The sequence below is a fragment of the Terriglobia bacterium genome (assembly GCA_020072565.1).
Taxonomy (GTDB): Bacteria; Acidobacteriota; UBA6911; order UBA6911; family UBA6911; genus JAFNAG01.
The window spans coordinates 65,434-83,550 of record JAIQGI010000007.1 but is presented as its reverse complement, the minus strand read 5'-3'; the positions used below and the strand labels follow the sequence as shown (position 1 = coordinate 83,550).

Here is an 18,117-nt window from a genome sequence, read left to right as displayed (position 1 = left end):
TATGGCGAACGCAGATTACTACGCAACCCTGGGTGTTGCGCGCAACGCGAAAGAACCGGAAATCAAGAAAGCGTACCGACGACTTGCACGCAAGACGCATCCAGACGTAAATCCGGGCGACAAAGCCGCAGAGGAGCGATTCAAGAAGATCCAGGAAGCCTATGATGTGCTGAGCGATTCCAAGAAGCGGGCCATCTATGACAAATATGGCTTCTACTCGGAGAACATCAAGGAACAGGCTGCCGGAGAAGGGGCCAGGGGTTATAACGAAGACCCCGCCTGGGGATTCGATTTTTCCGGCATGGATGCCGGAGCCGGCGGGCAGAGCAGCTTCCGCGACATCTTTTCGGAGATTTTTGGGGGTGGCGCCGCCTCCAGAGCGGCGCGTGGACCCAGGGCCGAGAAAGGGGAGGATCTCGAGCACCATCTGAACATCTCCTTCGACGAGTCGATCCGTGGTCTGGAAACGCGCCTGACCATCAATCGCGAAGATTCGTGCCCGGTGTGTGGCGGTTCCGGGATAGATTCGTCCCGCCCTCAAGCGGTTTGTCCCACATGCAAAGGGAGCGGCCAGGAGGTGCGGGCCCATGGGGTCATGAAATTTTCGTCGCCTTGCCGCACTTGCGGAGGGTCCGGCAAGGTGGGCGGCCGCTGTGCCAACTGCGGCGGGTCCGGAGGGGTTTCGACGCAGGAAACCGTCACGGTCCGGATTCCGCCGGGTGTCGACACCGGATATCGGATGCGTGTCCCGGGCAAGGGCTCGGCCGGCCGGAAAGGCGGCCCGCCGGGCGACTTGTATCTGATCATCACCGTCCGGCCTCACGAGCTTTTCCGGCGCGAAGGCAATGATATCCTTATCACCATACCCATCACCGTAACGGAGGCCGCGCTGGGTACCAAGATCGAAGTACCCACAGTCTCGGGTGTGACGTTGTTGCGTATTCCACCCGGGACCCAGAGCGGCCAAAAATTCCGCTTGCGCGGAAAAGGGGTGCCCTCGCTGCGCGGGGAGGGCGTCGGAAATCAGATTGTGGAAGTCCGCGTCGTGGTTCCGCGCGTGGCAGACGAACGGTCCAAGGAGATTCTGCGGGAACTGGCCCGGCTCAATCCTGAGGATCCCCGGGCGCGCATGGCGAATCATTGATGAGGATGCCTAGGTGATAGCAAGTCTCAACGCAGAGAGCGCCAAGGGCGCAGAGATTCGCGATCTCAGCGGTGTCTGCGTTGAGATGTTTTGGAAGCGCCTGTTCAACGCAATGGGAGATGATTGCCGTGAGTGCGCGTAAGAAGGCAGGCTACATGATCAGCGTGGTGGCGGAAACGTATCGTGTCCACCCCCAGACGCTGCGTCTGTATGAAAGACTCGGCCTGCTCAAACCTTCGCGGAGCGATGGCAACACCAGGCTTTTCACCGACGCGGATCTGCACCGCCTGGAGATCATTCTCAACCTTACGCGTGACCTTGGCGTCAATCTGGCGGGAGTGGAAGTCATTCTGAATATGCGCGAGAAGATGGAGAGCATGCAAAAGGAAATGGATGAGGTGATCCTGTACGTGCGCGAAAACATCGCGTACAGCGGAGCCGCTGCGAAGCGCAGCGCTCTGGTGCGCGCGCCAGCCTCGATGATCATTCAAAGCAAGCGGGAAAAGAAATGACCGTCCTTTACTGGTTTTTGTTAAGCCTTGCCTGCTCCTTTCCTCAGGGGGAGCCGGCGCCTTTGTATGCCCAGACTTACGCGGTCTTCATCCACGGATCGCTTGCCGGAACCGAAACCGTCAGCGAGCGCAAAGACAACGATGGGAACCGCGTCGTATCTTCGCAGCATGAGCTGCTGATCATGGACGGCGTGGAAACCAAGCGTCTGGCCTTTGAAACGACCATGGTCTTTGCCAAAGACACTGCGGTTCCCATAAGCTACTCCTGCAAGTACCTCTCAGGGAACACCAAGGATTACTGCGACGTGACCGTCAAGGGGAGCCAGATCTCCCGTGTCCTGAGCCGAGGTGGGAACGTAAGCGAAACCACCGCTCCAATGCAGCCCGGCACGGTGATCCTCGATGTCAACGTTTTTTATCAGTACGACGTACTCGCCCGCCTGTACGATTTCAAGAAGCGAGGGCGTCAGGTCTTCAGCAATTTCATTCCCGTTATCGGCAACGATATCCCTCTGGCGGTTACCTGGCTTGAGGACTCGAAGCTCGATTACGGGAAGGGAACCATCCCGGTGCGCAACTTCAAGGTGGAGTTCGTAGGTGTGAGGTCGGGAAACTTCTCCACCGACATGAGCGGCCGGCTGGTTCGGCTGATCCTGCGCGAACAGGATCTCGAGGTCGTCCGCAAGGACCTGGTTCCTGAGAAATAATGGGCAACGAAGATCTCAACGCAGAGCTCTGAGAGCGCAGAACTCTGCGACCTGGGCGTTGACGCTTCCTTATGCGCCTGTCCCGCCTGGATTCTCCGCAACCTCTGAGGTGATATTTTTTTTCAGCTGTTCGCGCAGGCGCTGATAGATGTTCTGAATCACGTAGAGCTGGAGCCTGCGGTCCTTCGGATAAATGTCGCGCACGCCGCTGACAATTCTTGCGACCGATTGTTCGAACTGGGGAATCAGATTGGCCGTCACCGTCGGATCGTAGGGCAATCGGATGGTTCGGCAACCCAGCTCAGTAAACAATTTCAGATAACGTGCCGTGACCATGTCGGGACAATGGATGCGTTTGTAGGAGGCCTTGACCTCATATCCGAGCAGTGTCTCGATGATCCGAGCCGGGGATTTGCGTCCCAGGAGATGAATGCTGCGCGTCTTGATCGGGAGCACGCAGCGCCGGTAGGTATCCACGAGGTTGGCGACACCGAGGCCGGGATCCTGCAGAGCCTTGAGTATCTCCAGGTGGGGAATTCTTCGCCACGCCCTTGGTTTGTTTGATGATGACAGCCGCGGTTCCGGCGTGCCCGGCAGCGCCATTTGTTCACTGGAAGGGGGATTCTTCCTCATGGTCGGCCTCACCCCGTTGATTAGGGAGCATTTTTTTGCTTCAGCATCCTGTCTGCGAGCCGTCGGACTGCGTCGGAAATTCCCCGATCCCTTGCGATCAGCATCAGGTCTTTGGCATGAAGCCGCGCCAGCATCCTCTGGGAGATCCAGGGCGGAGTCTTGGGATTTTTCACCAGATTGTGTACCACGGCATAGCTTCTCGTCCACGCCTTGCTGGTACCGATCTGACGCAGGATGTCCTCCGTGACAGTGCGCATGGCGGCGAAGGCTTCGACTTCGACCATGGTCAGCTTTGGGCTCTCCAGCACGGTGCGCGAAACCTCCTTGTTGACATCATGGATAAGGACGGCCCGTGCCTCACGAGTTCCCATGCGAGCTAGGTGGATTTTTTGCTGCACTGTCATGCTGTTGATTTTGCTGAGAATTGCGGCCTCGCGCGCCTGCGGATCGACGGGAAGACCCTCGAGGGAGAGATCTTCGGGCGCCAGCTCAGCCTCCAATTCCAGTGCTTCCTCGGCTACTGGAGTGGCGGCATCCGGACCTTCCGCCGTGTAGGCGAGTTTCTTGCTGCCAAAGAACTCGGTTTCGATCTCCTGCACCAGCCCGAGGATCTGAGCTGTGGCGGCTGGATTTATCTTGATGTTCTGAAGAATCTCGGGAGTTGCCAGAAGCCGCATTCTGTTGTAAAGGACTGTTTCCAAAAGTGGGGCGGCCACGGATGAGGCAAGTCTGGCGATCACCGCACCGGGCGCCTCTGGATTGAGGATAATGGCTTCCTGAACCGGGAGGCTTGCGGACGCGGCGAAATGAGCGAGCACCTCCGGGCTGCACTGCGGCGATTGCAGTTGGCTGACAATCTCTTTTTCTGCCCATGAACTCAGCGTCTCCGTTGCCTTCTGTGCCACCTCCTGATCGGGATCGGTTACCAGGTGGACCAACAGCCGGATCATATCCTCCTGAGGGACGGGCACGAGCCCACCGGCCGCCAGCATGCGGATGTTTTTGGGCGGACTCCCTTCGAAGAAGCTCTTTAGCAGGTCGTTGTCAGCCATAAATACCAAGAATGCCTGGCATGAAAACTATTTTTCCAGCATCTCCTGAATGGTCTGGGGCGTGATCACGAGCCTGACAACCGCCCCTGGCTTGCCGAGAGGCTTGGCGGGCTTTCCGTTGATCATGAGTTTCACGCCGCCGGCGTTTCCCACCACCAGGTCAATGCGTTCCTTCGCATCAAAAAACGGCGTTTCCCCGGGCTGAAGAGTCCTGGACAGAACGCGCGTGCCGTCGCTGCTGAGCGACATCCAGCATTCCTGTACGACCTCAAACTTCAGACGCATGATGCCGGGCGGCGGTGCGGCCGCGCCGGGCGCCTGCACAGGTTCTGTCGGCACCGCCTGAGTGGCGGCCGTGGGGGTGGGAGGTACGGGTGAGGCCGTCTCGGCAGGCTTGGGCGCGTTTGGCGGCGGTGCGGGTTGCGAAGCGGGCAGTCGAGTTGCCGGCGCGTGGGAGAAATAGGGCGAGAACACAGCCGAAATCCACCCGCGACTGAAGTACAACCCGACGATCGAAGCCAGCAGCATTACGCTCCAGATCATGACTGGCGGAACCCGGAACGACTGCGCCGGCATTGTCTGGCTGCGGGCTTTGGCCTTGATGATCTTTTCGCTCTGGGGTGCGGATTCCTTCTCATAGCGATCGAGAAATTCGGCGGGTTCGAGTCCGAGGTAAGCGCAGTAGGTGCGAAGAAAGGCGCGATTATACATTCCGCCCGGAAGGTCGTTGTATCGTCCCTCCTCCAGATTCTGGATGTGCCTAAGGCTGATGCGGGTGTCCAACGAAACCTGCTTGAGCGTGATGTCCTTCCCGACCCGTACGGCCTTGAGATCGGCGCCCAGCAATGCTTTGGATGGAGCAGATTGCGACATGGCAGACGGGGCCTGCGCGGAATAGTGGCCGTCCGCCTGATCAGGTTTCATGATTCGGGATCGTTTTTCACTCTTTGCCAAGGCGAACGGCATTGTACTCAGTCATATGCAAAGTGTCAATTTAACCGGCCGCCAAAAAGCAGCCGCCTATGACACGGCGCGTCATAGCCGCACGCAAAAAAGTCTCAACGCAGAGTGTGCCGAGGTCGCAGAGACCGCGTAGCATTTGAGATTTTATGGACTCGGCTTCTATCTCTTCATGCCTTCCGCGGCCGCTTGGATTAGGAGGGTTGGCGTTGACAAGCTCACGTGCTGCTGGTAGATTAGCCCCGCAAATCTGGCGAAAAGATGGTAAAATTTAGAGTTATGCATTGTATCGGGTTCCATCGGAGGTGGGCGCAGACATGCACTGCGGCGGTGCTGCTGGTGCTGACGTTCTGGGGGTGCGGGATAAAGACCGAGGTGACAATGCCGGTCTCAGCCAAAGTAGCCGCCGCCAGGACTGCGACATTGCTGGAAGTGCTTACAATGCTCAAGGAATACAGCGACAAGATCACCTCGCTCTCGTCGACTTCGGTAAGGGTGACCCTGACAACCGAAAAGGCCGAGAGCGGCAAATTGCAAAAGTACCATGCCGCCCCCGGATATATCCTGCTGCGGCGCCCGGATGATATTCTCATGAACATTCAGGCTCCGCTCACCAGCACCACTATCCTCGAGCTTGTTTCCCGGGGCGATCAATTTGAGATCTGGAATCCGAGTGACAACAAGGTATACATTGGACGGAACAGCGCCAAAGCATTCGAGTTGGAGGAAAACGGTCAGCCACTGGCCTTTACCGCGAGGCCGATCCATATTTTTCAGGCAATTTTGCCTCAATTGATTGAACTGGGACAGCCCGATCGCAGGATTTCATTCACCGAATGGCAGGATGCCCAAGCCAAGTACTATATCCTGACACTGTTACAGGAAACCGGCGGGCCGGTAATGCGTGTATTGCGGCGACTCTGGGTTGAGAGATCCGAGATGGTGGTCGTGAGGGAAGAAACCTACACTGAAACAGGTCAGGTTGCGAGCATCGTGGACTATTCGAATCCTGGCAGATTCGATGGCGTGCTGCTGCCGCGGACAATCCGGATCGATCGGCCTATCGATGGATATTCTCTTGATCTGCGTTTCAACCAATGGCGTGTCAATCCCAGCCTGGCAGATTCGTCCTTCGCTCTGAATCCGCCGCCGGAGGCGCAGCGGGTGATTTTAAGGGAGAAGGGAAACGGAGATTACTAAGGAGCGTAATAGACTTGTGATGGAAAGCATAGTTGCAGCAAACATGTGCTCTCGACCGACGCGGACGGTTATCAGCGTTCTTGCCGTAGCGATCGGAGTCATTCTCATGCTCATCATCGGCGGCATCGTGTCCGGTACGCTCGACGAATACTTGAGCCGGATCATGGGAGTGGGCTCCGATTTCATGCTGCAACCGAGCGGCGCTTCCGCCTTCTTCGCTCTCAGTCCCGCAACCCTCCCCGTCAGGCTGGCGCCGAAGATCAAAGAGGTGGCCGGCATAGCGATGGTGACCCCGATTCTGGCGAACTTCAGCTCAGCGAGCTTCAATCTGGTTTTCGGCATCGACCTGGCCAGTTACGACGAATTCCCCGGACGATTGCAGATCATCGCCGGGCGCAGCTCGCTGGCTGACGACGAGGTCATTGTGGCGGAAAACTATGCCAAGCAGCACAATCTGCAGCCGGGAATGTCCTTATCCGTTTTGAATCATACTTATGCAGTCAGCGGAATCTGCCGCGACGATGGGGTTGTCCGTGTTTTTGTACCTCTGAAGACCCTTCAGCAATTGAATGAATCGCCCGATAAAGTCACATTTTTCTTTATCAAGGCGGTTCCGGGCGCCGACCTTGCCGCGGTGGAAGCCGGCTTGAAAAGCGCCTTTCCGGGATACGAAATCCGCAGTACCAAGGATGCGAGCATGCTGCTAGCCGGCACCAAGATGCCCGGCTTGCAGGCGCTTCAGGTTGTTGTTGTCCTAGTTTCCATGCTCCTGGGCTTTATGGTCATTCTCGTGGTGATGTACACGACCATCTTCGAACGGACACGCGAAATCGGGATTCTCAAATCACTGGGCGCATCGCGTCGATTTATCGTTGGCATGATCCTGAAGGAAACTGCTATAATCTCTGGTTTGGGCGTGCTGTTCGGAAGCGGCGCCAGTGAGATTGCACGCAAGGCGATCACTACCGCTGTCCCGACCTTGCAGGTATCGATGACCCTTGTCCAGGTGCTTACGGCCTGCATGTTGGGATTGTTGGGGGGAACTTTGGGAGCACTTTACCCTGCCTACAAGGCGGCCAAGATGGATCCTGTCAGGGCATTGACTTATGAATAGGGCTGAAATAGCGGTTTTCCCTGCGGAATACATCATACGGACCGTCGACCTTACGATGATCTATCGGTCGGGCAAAGTCGAGGTACCCGCACTCCGCGATGTCGATCTCACGGTGAAACCCGGTGAGTTTGTCGCGATCATGGGACCGTCGGGCTGTGGGAAATCTACGCTCCTTCACCTGCTTGGCGGTCTGATGCAGCCCACCAGCGGACAGATCCTGATCGAGGGCGCCGACATCGCACAACTGAGAGACCCGGAACGCACCGCCGTGCGACGCCGCAAGGTGGGGTACATTTTCCAGCGTTTCAATCTTCTCCCCACACTGAGTGCCAAGGGAAACATCGAACTGGCGAAGAAGATTCACGGCAACGGGCACGTTCATCCCTATAAAACCGATGAGATCATCGAAATGCTCGGGTTGAGGGAGAAGATCAATTTCCGGCCCGCCGAGCTGTCCGGTGGAGAGCAGCAAAGGGTTGCGATCGCCCGCGCGCTGGTCAATCATCCCGCAATTATCCTGGCCGATGAGCCGACCGGAAGTCTCGACTCCCGCAACGCACAGCAGGTGCTGCGCGTTCTCCAGAGCCTGAACGAAAAGTTGAACCAGACCATCGTGATGATAACCCATGACTCCGAAGCGGCATCCGTGGCCGGACGCATCGTGGAGATGAGAGACGGGCAGATCTTCAATCATCATTGTCATCTCGCCTACGAACCCGAGTTGGAAGGGCTCCTCTAGGCTGCTGGGAGAATTCGCGCAAGATGGCCAAACCCGGAGGTTTGTTCCGGAACATACTGATCTGGACCTATGAGCGGGGCACGCTCCAGTATGACATCATTTGCGCTCTGATCCTCGCCTTCATCTTTCTGGTTCCCAGGGCCTGCTTTACCGCGAAAAGGGCCGATGCTTCCAGCGTAGAGAACACCCAGACGAACCAGCAAGCCGCGTCCCAACACTCGCAGCACCGCTAACACTCATAATTCTAGCAGTTTTTTTGGCTGCTTTGGGCTTCAGACCGCTCGGATAACCTGCTAATCTTGGCATTGCAGAACCTAGATCGCTGCGCACTCGCAGTGGAACACGGGCTTAAGGAATTGTTCAAGACTCATCCTCTGAGAGTGAATCCGATGACGAAACCTGGACGGCTGATTGGCGGTTGGAGCTTGTTGCTGCTCGTGGCAGCGGGGAGTGCCGGTAACGCCGCTTTCCCTCAGGCCAGGGGCGCGCAGGCTGCGCTGGATAAAGTGCTGGAACGCATGGGAGCGGTCGGGAAGGACTTCCGCAGTTTCCAGGCGGACTTCACGCAGCGACAATATATCGCGGTACTGAAGGAGTTTGAGAATCCTGAAAGCGGGGTTTTCCTATATGCGCGTGCCCAGGACGGCTCGGCGCTGCTGCGCCAGGAATTCAAGGTTCCGGGCCACAAGATCCTCACCATCAAAGCGGGAACTGCACTTGTCTATCAACCGTCGCTTAACCAGGCAACCAGAATCAACCTGGGCAAGAATAAAGACAAAGCCGAGTTTCTTGCTCTGGGGATCGGACAATCGCCAGCCAGGATGCGCGAGACCTTCAACATCGAATTCCAGGGCGAGGAAAAGGTCGATGAGGCGCTTTGCTCGGTCCTGCTCCTCAAGCCCAAGAGCAGCGCCACCGCGGCGTTTTTCTCCTCAATAACGCTCTGGATCAGCAATTCCAGCGGCTTGCCTCTCCAGCAAAAGCTCCAGGAGCCGAACGGGAACTATCTGCTGAACAAATTCTCGTCTCCGAAACTCAACCCCAAACTGACCGATGCGGATTTCGAACAGAAGCTCCCCAAGGGCGTCGAAATCCAACAAATTAAATAGGACACGCGGCTGCTTCGTGTTTTGCTTGTTTAGTGGGAGACGGAGCTGGCCTGTTTTCGTTCCGGCTTCGGTAGTTCCTTCCAGGTGTAGTAGATCCGGTCGATTACGGTCCAGTTGCCGAGCACCGCCAGGACCCACAGGACCGCTTCCATGCGATTGGTCAAACCGCCGATGATCAGGAGCACGATCCGCTCGGGCCGCTCCATGAACCCAATCTTGCAGCTCGGAATGAGCGACTCGGCTCGCGCCCGGGCGTAGCTGGTCATGATTGCTCCCATGAAGACGACGCCTACGAGGACCACGTAGCCAAGTCTTTGTTGGCGCGCATACCACACCATCAGCCCTTGCAGCAGGATGATGTCCGAGTAGCGGTCAATCACCGAATCATAGAAGGCGCCAAACCGGGTCACCGAGCGCGTGACCCGCGCGACCTCGCCGTCGAGCATGTCGAACATGCCGGCGAGGATTATAATGAGCGCGCCGCGCACGAATTCGCCGTAGCCGAAATTCCAGGCCGCCCAGAAACTGATCACCACGCCCGTGAAAGTCAGGATATTGGGATTGACCTGGAAACGGGACAGAACATTTACGATCAGACCGAGGACAAATTTCCCTCCACGGCCGATGGCGTTGCTGATCATGGCGCTAGGCTAGACAGAATCCGAAACCTTGTCAAGGTCAAAACAAACGGAAGCGGATTGTCAGATACTTCTTCGGGTCTTGCCTTAAATCATAGATAAGCTTGGTGATCTCGGCTGTCGTCTGATTCAGGTTGTCGTACAGGGAGGGATCCTTGTAGAGCTTGCCCAGGGTGCCCTGACCCTTCTCGATCTGGTCGACGAAGTTCGCAAACTTTTCGAGTGCTGCATTGGTCCTGTCATAAAGAGCCGGGTCCCTGGACAGCCTGCCGAGAGTCCCTTCGCCTTGCTCGATCCGCGCCATCATGACATCAGCCTTCTTCAGGGCCTCGTTTGCGTTATCGAAAAGCTGCGGATTCTGGATCAGTTTGGAAAGCGTCCCGGAGCCGTTTTGAATCTGGTCTGCGATCTTGTTGAACTTGTCCAGGGAATCGACCAGGTGCGCATAGGCGGCCGGATCCGAAATCAGCTTGGCCACGGTGCCGTCACCCGTGTGCAGGGCATCTACCAGACGGGTCGCGTGCTCAAAGGTTGTCTGGGCTTGCTTCATCGTGTCCTGCATGTCCTGCACGGTGGAAGCGATGCCGCTGCCGACCTTTTCAGGATTGATCTTGAGAGCGATATTCTTGAACTGGTCGGACAGGACGCCGAAGTTGGCGATGACGTCGTTGGCTCCAGTCATGATTTCGCGGAATCCGGTCGCACGCACACCTTCGATCACGAAGTACTCGCCGCGCTTCACTGGAGGGGTGCCATAGGTGCCGGGCGAAATCTCGATGAAGGAATCGCCGATCAGTCCCTTGGATTCGATGCTCACCTCGGAATCCTGACTGATCCGGTTGATGTATTGGCTACGGATCTGCAATTGAACCTCCACAAAACTGAGCTGAAGCTTCAAATCGCGCAGGTTGTCCTGCAGATCGGAGCTGATTTTGTCATAGTTGGGATTCTTGCGATCCAGCCCCTCCAGCTGCTTCTGAACCTCTTCGATTCTCCGCAGGGTACCCCTGTTGCCGGCAAAGATTTCCGGCGGCACGATGGCGACCTTGGTCACCTTGCCGATCTCGATTCCGGCCAGCCACACCGGTGCGCCCGGCTTCAAGCCCCCGACGTCAGGCAGGTAGGTAATGGCCTTGGCCGTGCGCCCGAACCAATTGATGCCCCAGCTCTGCTGCAGGATCACTGCAGCCAGCAGAAACAGGGCTATCGTGACCAGGATCCCCACCTTCATTTCCGTGACGGATGTTTTTTGCCTTTGTGCCATTTTCTTACCTCCACCTCTCTACCTGGTATCAGGGCCGGAAGATTTAGTGTTATGGAAGGAAGGATCCACTCATCGGCTCATGGATAAGAGCGGAGTTCCCCGACCCGACACCAATTTTCATGGTTTCTCATGTCACAAATGTCCTGATATAAGTGTCATTGGACTCAATCAGCTCCGAATAACTCCCCTGAAAGCATATGGCGCCTTCCTGAAGCATTATGAAGTGGATGTTGGCCACGCACAGGTCCTCGCCCGCGGGCACGAAGCGGAGCTGACCATTGCCCTCGGCCACCGCATACTCGGTGGCCATCGTCTCGGCTGCCTGCAGGTCATGGGTGACGAACACGGATGTGACCCCTTCCAGGTCGCGCAGCTTGATCATCAGCTCCACGATAGTCCGCTTGGTGATGGGATCCAGGCCGGACGTAGGCTCATCGTAAAGAATCACCTTGGGGGTGCCGACCAGGGCTCTCGCGATGCCGACCCTGCGCTTCATGCCCCCGGAGAGTTCAGCGGGCATTTTGTCGATTGCTTCCTCGAGTCCGACGAAGCCCAGCAGCCGCTGCACTGCGACTTCGATCTCCTCATCACTCATCTTCGATTCCTCGAAAAGCCGGTAGCCGACATTCTCTCTGACGGAGAGGGAATCGAAGAGTGCGCCCTCCTGAAACACCATGCCGATCCTTCGACGCACCCCGACGAGCTCCCGTTCGCTCATCTGGGTGATGTCCTGGCCTTCGACCAGAATCTGTCCATCATCGGGCCGGATCAGGCCGAGAATCAGCTTGAGGATCGTCGATTTGCCGGAACCGCTTGCTCCCAGAATGATCTTGGTCTCGCCGCGCGAGATGCTGAAATTGATGTCCTTTAGTACGACATCATCGCCGAAGATCTTGGTGACTTTCCGGAACTCGATCATACGTTGAGGAAAGGAGAAATGTAGATGATCAAGTTGTTAAGGAAGAAATCCGCCGTAATTACGAGTATGGAACTGCTCACGACCGCCTGGGTTGTGGAGCGCCCGACGCCTTCCGTGCCTCCGTGAGTACGCAATCCCACGTAGCAGCCGGTCATCGAAATGATGAAGCCGAAAACCAGCGGCTTCACGAGCGTGCCGAAGACGTCTGCAGGCTGGAGGGCATTGATGGCATCGGACCAGTACTGGCTCGAGCTGATCAACAGTTTATAGCGAGCGATGATCCACCCGCCCCCAAGGCCGACGGCGTTGCAGAGAATCGTCAGCAAGGGGAGCATCATGATCGTCGCGATCATCCGCGGGGTAACCAGTCGTCGCGTCGGATCGGTGCCCAGCGCGCGCATCGCGTTGATCTGCTCTGAGACGACCATGGAACCCAGTTCTGAGGCAACGCCGGAGCCGATGCGGCCGGCAAGCATCAATGCGGATAGAACCGGTCCAAGCTCGCGGACGAGCGTGATGGCGACCAGTTGCCCGGTGATGCTGACCGCCCCGTAGCGCCGCAGCGCGCTTTCCGATTGGATGCCCAACACCGCCCCGGTGAAGAACCCGGTCAGCAGGATGATGGTCAGCGAGCCGACGCCGATGCGATCCATCTGCATGATGATTTCTCGCATGTAGATCGGCCTGGTGAACAGATTGGCAATAGCCCGGCTGCTCAGAAAAGTGTAGGATTGGATTTCCCAGATCGCTTTGGTTATGAAGCGAAAGGGTGCCTCCAGTGCGGCTATAAGAGCTTTGATCATGAAAGCCTCGCAAAAGTTTATTTGGCGGCACTTCAGTAAGTCAAGAGCAAAGGGCAAAAGATGCAGGCTCTAAGTTTTTGATAGGAGCGGAGTTTTGTATTAATAAGAAAATGCTAAATAAACGAACTTTTCAGCACGGGAACGAGCGCGGAGCGAGGTCTGCCGGACGTAAGCGGATGTTCACGCTCGGTTTTTCTCCTTCCGGAATTGCTTTGTGCACAGGCGGCAGCTTGCTGCCGCACGCTTAGGACATGTCTCGCGATAAAGGAGTCGACAACGCTTATGCTTCGCTTTGTGACAGCCGGCGAATCTCACGGGAAGTGTTTGACCGGCGTCCTTGAAGGCCTGCCATCGGGGCTGGCTATCGACACGAACTTCATCGACAGCCAGCTCCATCGCCGGCAACTGGGCTACGGCCGCGGCCGGCGCATGCAGATCGAGAAGGATCATGTCGAGATCACCTCGGGCGTGCGGCACGGAAGAACGCTCGGCAGCCCCATTTCATTCGTGGTTGAAAACAGAGATTGGGCCAACTGGAAGATTGCGATGTCGCCTGATCCTTTGCCTGAAGGGGCCACCCTCCGGCAGGTCACACGCCCAAGGCCGGGGCACGTCGACCTCGCCGGGGCCTTGAAGCAGCAAACTCATGATGTCAGAGATGTGCTCGAACGCGCCAGTGCCCGCGAGACCGCCGCACGCGTTGCCGTCGGATCCTTTTGCAGACTCCTCCTTCTTCAGATCGGCATCCGCATCGGGAGCCACGTGATCGCCATTGGAACGGCCCACATATCGGCGCAATTGGAGAACATCGGAATCGACGGCATCCTGGCAATCGACCCGGAATCGCCCCTGCGCTGCGCCGACGCCAGGATTCAAGACGAAATGGTAGCGTTGATTGACAAGGCCGCTGGAGACGGGGACACTGTTGGCGGGATTGCGGAGGTCGTGGCCGCGCCGGTCCCGCCTGGGCTGGGATCGCACACGCAGTGGGATCGAAAACTGGATGGCCGGCTGGCACAGGCGCTCATGAGCATTCCGGCTGTCAAAGCGGTGGAAATAGGCAACGGGGTGGCGGCCGCGCAGAGGAATGGCTCGAACGTTCACGACGAGATTTTCTATGATGCGGAGCAGCGACGTTTTTTCCGTACAACCAACAATGCCGGCGGGCTGGAGGCCGGAGTAACGAACGGAGCTGATCTGCGTGCACGCATCTTCGTCAAACCAATTCCCACGCTGCGGAAGCCGCTCATGTCTGTGGATCTGGTCACCAAAGAAGCACGCGCCGCCTTATTTGAACGTAGCGACACGTGCGTGGTTCCGGCGGCCGGCGTGGTTTCGGAAGCGATGGTCGGCATCATTCTGGCGCAAGCCGTCCTGGAGAAATTCGGCGGCGACTCCATGGCCGAGTTGGAGGCAAACTTCACAAACTACATTCGGTTGCTGCGAGAGTTTTAGAAAAATATCAGTACAAAGGCCGTGGAAAACACGGAGCAGGTGGAACCTCCATCCCGACGCGTCGGGTGTTTGCGCTGGCCTCGGCGTTGAGCTTTTGCTTTTCCGGCATCCGGGAATGTAGACATGCACGGTTATCTCATCTAAAATGTATCGGTTATGGTACTGCCCATCCTGAAGTACGGCGCTTCGGAGTTGAAGACGATGAGCAAGCCGATCACCGTCTTCAATGGCGAACTCGAGAAGATCGCCAAAAACATGATCGAAACCATGTACAGCGCCCCGGGCATCGGACTCGCTGCTCCGCAGATTGGATTGAACATTCGGCTGGCCACCATCGATCTTTCGGTCGGGGAGGATCCCTCGCAGCTGATCGTAATTTGCAATCCTGAGATCGTGGTGAGCGAAGGGGAGCAGAGGAGCGAAGAGGGGTGTCTCAGCATCCCGGAGTTTAGCGACACCGTCGTACGTCCGCGCAAGCTGATCGTCCGCGGGCAGGGCATCCATGGCGAGGAATTGCACTTTGAAACCGCGGAACTGCTGGCCCGGTGCTTCAGTCACGAGATCGACCACCTGGACGGTATCCTGTTCATCGATCGCTTGAGTTCCCTGAAGAAGACGCTCATCCGCAACAAGATCAAGAAGCTTGCCAAAGCGGGCGAGTGGTGAGCGATGCGTGTCATCTTTCTGGGCACGCCTGAATTCGCCGTCCCATCCCTGAAGGCCTTGCTGGGCAGCGATTACGAGGTTTGTGCTGTTTTTACGCAGCCTGATCGCCCTGCCGGACGCGGACAAAAAGCTCAGGCTTCGGCTATCAAGACCTTCGCTCGCGTTGCCGGCATACCTGTTTTTCAGCCTGAGAAGATCAGGGGGCCGGAAAACCAGCCCCTTCTCGCATCCCTCCAACCGGATTTTGTTGTAGTTGTCGCTTATGGACAGATCCTGCCTCTGTGGCTGCTTCAGTTGCCGCGGATGGGATGCGTCAACGTGCACGGCTCTCTTCTTCCTCACTATCGGGGCGCGGCTCCCGTCACCTGGGCAATCCTTAACGGCGAGATGGTCTCTGGTGTGACAACCATGTTGATGGACGAGCATCTCGATACCGGGCCCATGCTGCTGAAAAAAGAAGTCGAGGTTACCGCCACGATGACTGCAGGGGAACTTGCCGGCAGGCTGGCGATAGTCGGGGCTGAACTGTTGATCCCGACGCTTGCAGGTCTGGCGAGCGGAGACTTGAAGCCAATTCCGCAGGACGACAGCCTGGCGAGTCTTGCTCCGCGCATCACGAAAGAAATGGGCCTGATCGCATGGAACCGGGACGCACGCTGCATTCACAACCAGATTCGAGGGCTCAATCCATGGCCCCTGGCGTATTCGGAGTGCCGGGGCCAAAGGCTCCAGATTATCCGAAGCACGCCGCCGGATGAATCGCGAACGCAGGAACTCGACGCCGGAATATTCCTGGGAGCGTCCGGCTCCGGTATGAGAATAGCGTGTGGGGGAGGGAGCATCCTGGAAATCCTCGAGGTTCAGCCTGCCGGCAAAAGGAGGATGCCCGGGCGAGAATACGCCAACGGCGCGAGACTCCAACCCGGCCAGCGGTTATTCGTCTAAAAATCACCGCGGCGCGGATATTTGAAAGCAATTCATTTCTCTGCGTTGGTATTTCAGATCGGATCAAAACCTTGATTGCTCCGGCTCGACAATCGGCATTCGACTTGTCATGCCGCATAGAATTGCAGTCGGCACACGCCGACGATGTACTCAGCTCGGAAACCGTGTCCAGTCTCGAGCCTCGGGACCGGAACCTGGCAACGGAGATTACCTATGGAACGCTCCGCTGGCGTGCCTGGCTTGATTATATCCTCGCAAGCGCGATCGCACGGCCTTGGGAGAGCGTGGATCCAAAGGCTCGAATTCTGCTCCGGCTCAGCCTGTACCAGATGTCGCGCATGGACCGCGTGCCGGACCATGCGGTCACGAACGACGCGGTTGAGCTGGCCAGGCATCATCTGAGGGCGGGCGCCGCTCGCTTCGTCAACGGAGTGTTGCGCAACCTGGGACGGCAGCGTCCCTGGACGGCACCGGACTTTCACCGTGATTGTCCCGTCTGGATGCGTGTGTCGCTGCCGCGCTGGCTCTGGGACCGCTGGGAAGCGAGGTTCGGCGTCGATCGGACCTGTGAATATGCGCTCTCGCTCAACCGCCCGCCCCAGACCGCCTTCCGCTGGTCCGGCAGTATTTTGGGGCAGGACTTGCCGGACGTGCGCCCTTCGGACCTGGTACCCGGGGCCTTTCTCGTCGAAGACACAAAGCAGCGACATGGTGCCGGAGGCCGTCGCATCCAGGATGAGGCTTCCCAGCTGATACCGCACCTGTTCGGCCCCCTCGACGGCTCCCGTGTGTGGGACGCATGCGCCGCCCCGGGTGGCAAGTCAGCAATTCTGATGGAGAGATGCGGCCCGTCTGGATGGGTGGTTTCCTCTGATCTGGACCTGGAACGCGCGCGGCGCCTGCTCGCGACGCTAGCCAAAGGGACAGGCGCTCCCTCCGGTGTCCTGGTCGCCGACGCTCGGGCAGAACTGCCGTTCCGGATCCACTTCGACGCCGCATTGGCAGATGTTCCATGCTCGGGACTCGGGACAATGAGGAGAAATCCGGAAATCAAATGGCGTTTCCAGCCGGAGTGGCTGCCGGAGATGGGCCGAAAACAGGGACGCCTCCTGGATTCGATCGCAGGTGCCGTTCGAAAGGGAGGCCTCCTGCTTTATTCGACCTGCTCCACGGAACCTGAGGAAAACGAAGATGTAGTTCATGGGTTCCTTCATTCCCATCCGGAGTTCAGCATCCTGAAGCCTGCATTTCCTGCAGGCATCGAAACGTGGCTCGACCACGAAGGGTTTTTTAGGAGTTTTCCAAGTGCCCGGTTGTGGGACGGTTTCTTTGCGGCATTGATGACCCGCACCCGCGAATGAAATGCAATCCGGAGGCTTGTCTGACGGATCGAGCGAGGTCGGGATTGTGCATATTTGCAGCCGGGGAGACGGGCTGGGCCCGGCGCGCGAAGAAACTCCCGGAAGATCCGCTTTTTCAATGCGCAGCATGGACTTAGGCGCCTTGCATATCGTGGATTGCTGTGCTACCCTTCAGCGAAAAATGGTCGAGAGGTGAAGAGACATTGGCGAATTCGGTGATCATCGCACCCTCGATTCTGTCGGCAGATTTCGCCCATCTGGCCGGAGAAATTGAGAGTGTGGAGAAGGCGGGGGCGGACCTGATTCACCTCGACATTATGGACGGCCATTTTGTACCCAACATAACGATCGGCCCCCCAGTTGTCGCCTCAATTCGAAAGATCACCAAACTTCCTTTGGACGCGCACCTCATGATTGAGGAGCCGGCGCGATATGTAGATGAGATGATCCACGCCGGCGTGGACTGGATCTCGGTCCATGCCGAGGCAGACGTGCACCTGAACCGCACGATACAACATATTCGGAGTCAGGGAGTTCGCGCTGGCGTGGCGATCAACCCTGCGACTCCGATCAGTGCTTTGGAAGAAGTGATTCCTGATGTGGATTTTATCCTCGTGATGAGCGTGAACCCCGGATTTGGTGGCCAGGAGTTCATTCCATCTGCGCTCCAGAAAATTCGGAAACTTAGAGAGAAGATTACGTTAAATAACAATAGAGCCAGGATCGAAGTGGATGGCGGCATGGAGACCGGCAATCTGCCTGAAGTTCTTTCAGCCGGCGCCGACGTGATCGTCATTGGTTCCGCCATCTTCAAATCAAAGGCAACTCCGTTCGATGCGGTGCGCGAATTCAAGGGAATTGCGGATCGGCACATGGGGAGGCAGGAGAGGATTTGA

20 protein-coding genes are annotated in these 18,117 nt (G+C 57.4%); 13 read left to right on the top strand and 7 right to left on the bottom strand.

The features are described 5' to 3' along the window. Position 1: 1 nt before the first annotated feature. From dnaJ to LAP85_05785, 3 genes are all read left to right on the top strand, one after another. The gene (dnaJ, locus tag LAP85_05795; protein ID MBZ5495896.1) at positions 2 to 1,144 is read left to right on the top strand and encodes a molecular chaperone DnaJ; all 1,143 of its coding nucleotides are present in this window, start codon (positions 2 to 4) and stop codon (positions 1,142 to 1,144) included. Between the two features lie 119 nt (positions 1,145 to 1,263). After that, positions 1,264 to 1,656 (top strand): helix-turn-helix transcriptional regulator, encoded by a 393-nt coding sequence (locus LAP85_05790; protein MBZ5495895.1) that lies wholly within the window; start codon positions 1,264 to 1,266, stop codon positions 1,654 to 1,656. Continuing rightward, entirely contained in the window at positions 1,653 to 2,363 is a 711-nt protein-coding gene (locus LAP85_05785; protein MBZ5495894.1) for a hypothetical protein, read from the top strand. The genes LAP85_05790 and LAP85_05785 overlap by 4 nt, the downstream gene beginning before the upstream one ends. A gap of 69 nt (positions 2,364 to 2,432) precedes the next feature. Here the strand turns inward: LAP85_05785 and LAP85_05780 are convergent, their stop codons facing one another. From LAP85_05780 to LAP85_05770, 3 genes are read right to left on the bottom strand one after another with little or no spacing between them, the layout of a single operon-like run. Continuing rightward, positions 2,433 to 2,996 carry a hypothetical protein gene (locus LAP85_05780; GenBank protein MBZ5495893.1) on the bottom strand — a complete coding sequence of 188 codons (564 nt, stop codon included), beginning with the start codon at positions 2,994 to 2,996 and terminating at the stop codon, positions 2,433 to 2,435. Between the two features lie 20 nt (positions 2,997 to 3,016). Continuing rightward, on the bottom strand, positions 3,017 to 4,048 hold the full coding sequence (locus LAP85_05775) for a hypothetical protein (protein MBZ5495892.1): 1,032 nt from the start codon (positions 4,046 to 4,048) through the stop codon (positions 3,017 to 3,019). 27 nt (positions 4,049 to 4,075) lie between these two features. Next, positions 4,076 to 4,972 carry a DUF4115 domain-containing protein gene (locus LAP85_05770; GenBank protein MBZ5495891.1) on the bottom strand — a complete coding sequence of 299 codons (897 nt, stop codon included), beginning with the start codon at positions 4,970 to 4,972 and terminating at the stop codon, positions 4,076 to 4,078. Positions 4,973 to 5,269: 297 nt separating this feature from the next. On the opposite strand from LAP85_05770, the gene LAP85_05765 reads away from it, so the two are divergent. The 5 genes from LAP85_05765 (at position 5,270) to LAP85_05745 (ending at position 9,170) form a co-directional block, all read left to right on the top strand. Further along, complete coding sequence (locus tag LAP85_05765; GenBank protein ID MBZ5495890.1) at positions 5,270 to 6,208, top strand: hypothetical protein; 939 nt, start codon at positions 5,270 to 5,272, stop codon at positions 6,206 to 6,208. Between the two features lie 19 nt (positions 6,209 to 6,227). Further along, complete coding sequence (locus LAP85_05760; GenBank protein MBZ5495889.1) at positions 6,228 to 7,322, top strand: ABC transporter permease; 1,095 nt, start codon at positions 6,228 to 6,230, stop codon at positions 7,320 to 7,322. Between the two features lie 55 nt (positions 7,323 to 7,377). Continuing rightward, positions 7,378 to 8,061, top strand: a complete 684-nt coding sequence (locus LAP85_05755; GenBank protein MBZ5495888.1) for an ABC transporter ATP-binding protein — start codon at positions 7,378 to 7,380, stop codon at positions 8,059 to 8,061. A 23-nt stretch (positions 8,062 to 8,084) separates the two neighbouring features. Then, complete coding sequence (locus LAP85_05750; protein MBZ5495887.1) at positions 8,085 to 8,294, top strand: hypothetical protein; 210 nt, start codon at positions 8,085 to 8,087, stop codon at positions 8,292 to 8,294. Positions 8,295 to 8,450: 156 nt separating this feature from the next. Beyond that, positions 8,451 to 9,170, top strand: coding sequence for an outer membrane lipoprotein carrier protein LolA (locus tag LAP85_05745; protein ID MBZ5495886.1), 720 nt, complete (start codon positions 8,451 to 8,453; stop codon positions 9,168 to 9,170). Between the two features lie 29 nt (positions 9,171 to 9,199). Here the strand turns inward: LAP85_05745 and LAP85_05740 are convergent, their stop codons facing one another. The 4 genes from LAP85_05740 to LAP85_05725 form a co-directional block, all read right to left on the bottom strand. Then, positions 9,200 to 9,811, bottom strand: coding sequence for a CDP-alcohol phosphatidyltransferase family protein (locus LAP85_05740; protein ID MBZ5495885.1), 612 nt, complete (start codon positions 9,809 to 9,811; stop codon positions 9,200 to 9,202). A gap of 37 nt (positions 9,812 to 9,848) precedes the next feature. After that, positions 9,849 to 11,072, bottom strand: a complete 1,224-nt coding sequence (locus tag LAP85_05735) for an MlaD family protein (GenBank protein MBZ5495884.1) — start codon at positions 11,070 to 11,072, stop codon at positions 9,849 to 9,851. A gap of 127 nt (positions 11,073 to 11,199) precedes the next feature. Then, positions 11,200 to 11,991, bottom strand: a complete 792-nt coding sequence (locus LAP85_05730; GenBank protein MBZ5495883.1) for an ATP-binding cassette domain-containing protein — start codon at positions 11,989 to 11,991, stop codon at positions 11,200 to 11,202. Then, positions 11,988 to 12,794, bottom strand: coding sequence for an ABC transporter permease (locus tag LAP85_05725; GenBank protein MBZ5495882.1), 807 nt, complete (start codon positions 12,792 to 12,794; stop codon positions 11,988 to 11,990). Before LAP85_05725 ends, LAP85_05730 begins: the two co-directional genes overlap by 4 nt. A 282-nt stretch (positions 12,795 to 13,076) precedes the next feature. On the opposite strand from LAP85_05725, the gene aroC reads away from it, so the two are divergent. From aroC to rpe, 5 genes are all read left to right on the top strand, one after another. Continuing rightward, positions 13,077 to 14,249 carry a chorismate synthase gene (gene aroC / locus LAP85_05720; GenBank protein ID MBZ5495881.1) on the top strand — a complete coding sequence of 391 codons (1,173 nt, stop codon included), beginning with the start codon at positions 13,077 to 13,079 and terminating at the stop codon, positions 14,247 to 14,249. Between the two features lie 156 nt (positions 14,250 to 14,405). Then, positions 14,406 to 14,915, top strand: a complete 510-nt coding sequence (gene def, locus LAP85_05715) for a peptide deformylase (GenBank protein ID MBZ5495880.1) — start codon at positions 14,406 to 14,408, stop codon at positions 14,913 to 14,915. A gap of 3 nt (positions 14,916 to 14,918) precedes the next feature. Further along, positions 14,919 to 15,860 carry a methionyl-tRNA formyltransferase gene (gene fmt / locus LAP85_05710; protein ID MBZ5495879.1) on the top strand — a complete coding sequence of 314 codons (942 nt, stop codon included), beginning with the start codon at positions 14,919 to 14,921 and terminating at the stop codon, positions 15,858 to 15,860. 71 nt (positions 15,861 to 15,931) lie between these two features. Next, positions 15,932 to 17,221, top strand: coding sequence for a hypothetical protein (locus tag LAP85_05705; GenBank protein MBZ5495878.1), 1,290 nt, complete (start codon positions 15,932 to 15,934; stop codon positions 17,219 to 17,221). Between the two features lie 203 nt (positions 17,222 to 17,424). Then, positions 17,425 to 18,117, top strand: a complete 693-nt coding sequence (rpe, locus tag LAP85_05700; GenBank protein ID MBZ5495877.1) for a ribulose-phosphate 3-epimerase — start codon at positions 17,425 to 17,427, stop codon at positions 18,115 to 18,117.

What these genes read in the sequence shown, in the direction of transcription:
- dnaJ (MBZ5495896.1), top strand. Translation starts at nt 2, where the DNA reads ATGGCGAACGCAGATTACTACGCAACCCTGGGTGTTGCGCGCAACGCG.
- LAP85_05790 (MBZ5495895.1), top strand. Translation starts at nt 1,264, where the DNA reads ATGATTGCCGTGAGTGCGCGTAAGAAGGCAGGCTACATGATCAGCGTG.
- LAP85_05785 (MBZ5495894.1), top strand. Translation starts at nt 1,653, where the DNA reads ATGACCGTCCTTTACTGGTTTTTGTTAAGCCTTGCCTGCTCCTTTCCT.
- LAP85_05780 (MBZ5495893.1), bottom strand. Translation starts at nt 2,996, where the DNA reads ATGAGGAAGAATCCCCCTTCCAGTGAACAAATGGCGCTGCCGGGCACG.
- LAP85_05775 (MBZ5495892.1), bottom strand. Translation starts at nt 4,048, where the DNA reads ATGGCTGACAACGACCTGCTAAAGAGCTTCTTCGAAGGGAGTCCGCCC.
- LAP85_05770 (MBZ5495891.1), bottom strand. Translation starts at nt 4,972, where the DNA reads ATGAAACCTGATCAGGCGGACGGCCACTATTCCGCGCAGGCCCCGTCT.
- LAP85_05765 (MBZ5495890.1), top strand. Translation starts at nt 5,270, where the DNA reads ATGGTAAAATTTAGAGTTATGCATTGTATCGGGTTCCATCGGAGGTGG.
- LAP85_05760 (MBZ5495889.1), top strand. Translation starts at nt 6,228, where the DNA reads ATGGAAAGCATAGTTGCAGCAAACATGTGCTCTCGACCGACGCGGACG.
- LAP85_05755 (MBZ5495888.1), top strand. Translation starts at nt 7,378, where the DNA reads ATGATCTATCGGTCGGGCAAAGTCGAGGTACCCGCACTCCGCGATGTC.
- LAP85_05750 (MBZ5495887.1), top strand. Translation starts at nt 8,085, where the DNA reads ATGGCCAAACCCGGAGGTTTGTTCCGGAACATACTGATCTGGACCTAT.
- LAP85_05745 (MBZ5495886.1), top strand. Translation starts at nt 8,451, where the DNA reads ATGACGAAACCTGGACGGCTGATTGGCGGTTGGAGCTTGTTGCTGCTC.
- LAP85_05740 (MBZ5495885.1), bottom strand. Translation starts at nt 9,811, where the DNA reads ATGATCAGCAACGCCATCGGCCGTGGAGGGAAATTTGTCCTCGGTCTG.
- LAP85_05735 (MBZ5495884.1), bottom strand. Translation starts at nt 11,072, where the DNA reads ATGGCACAAAGGCAAAAAACATCCGTCACGGAAATGAAGGTGGGGATC.
- LAP85_05730 (MBZ5495883.1), bottom strand. Translation starts at nt 11,991, where the DNA reads ATGATCGAGTTCCGGAAAGTCACCAAGATCTTCGGCGATGATGTCGTA.
- LAP85_05725 (MBZ5495882.1), bottom strand. Translation starts at nt 12,794, where the DNA reads ATGATCAAAGCTCTTATAGCCGCACTGGAGGCACCCTTTCGCTTCATA.
- aroC (MBZ5495881.1), top strand. Translation starts at nt 13,077, where the DNA reads ATGCTTCGCTTTGTGACAGCCGGCGAATCTCACGGGAAGTGTTTGACC.
- def (MBZ5495880.1), top strand. Translation starts at nt 14,406, where the DNA reads ATGGTACTGCCCATCCTGAAGTACGGCGCTTCGGAGTTGAAGACGATG.
- fmt (MBZ5495879.1), top strand. Translation starts at nt 14,919, where the DNA reads ATGCGTGTCATCTTTCTGGGCACGCCTGAATTCGCCGTCCCATCCCTG.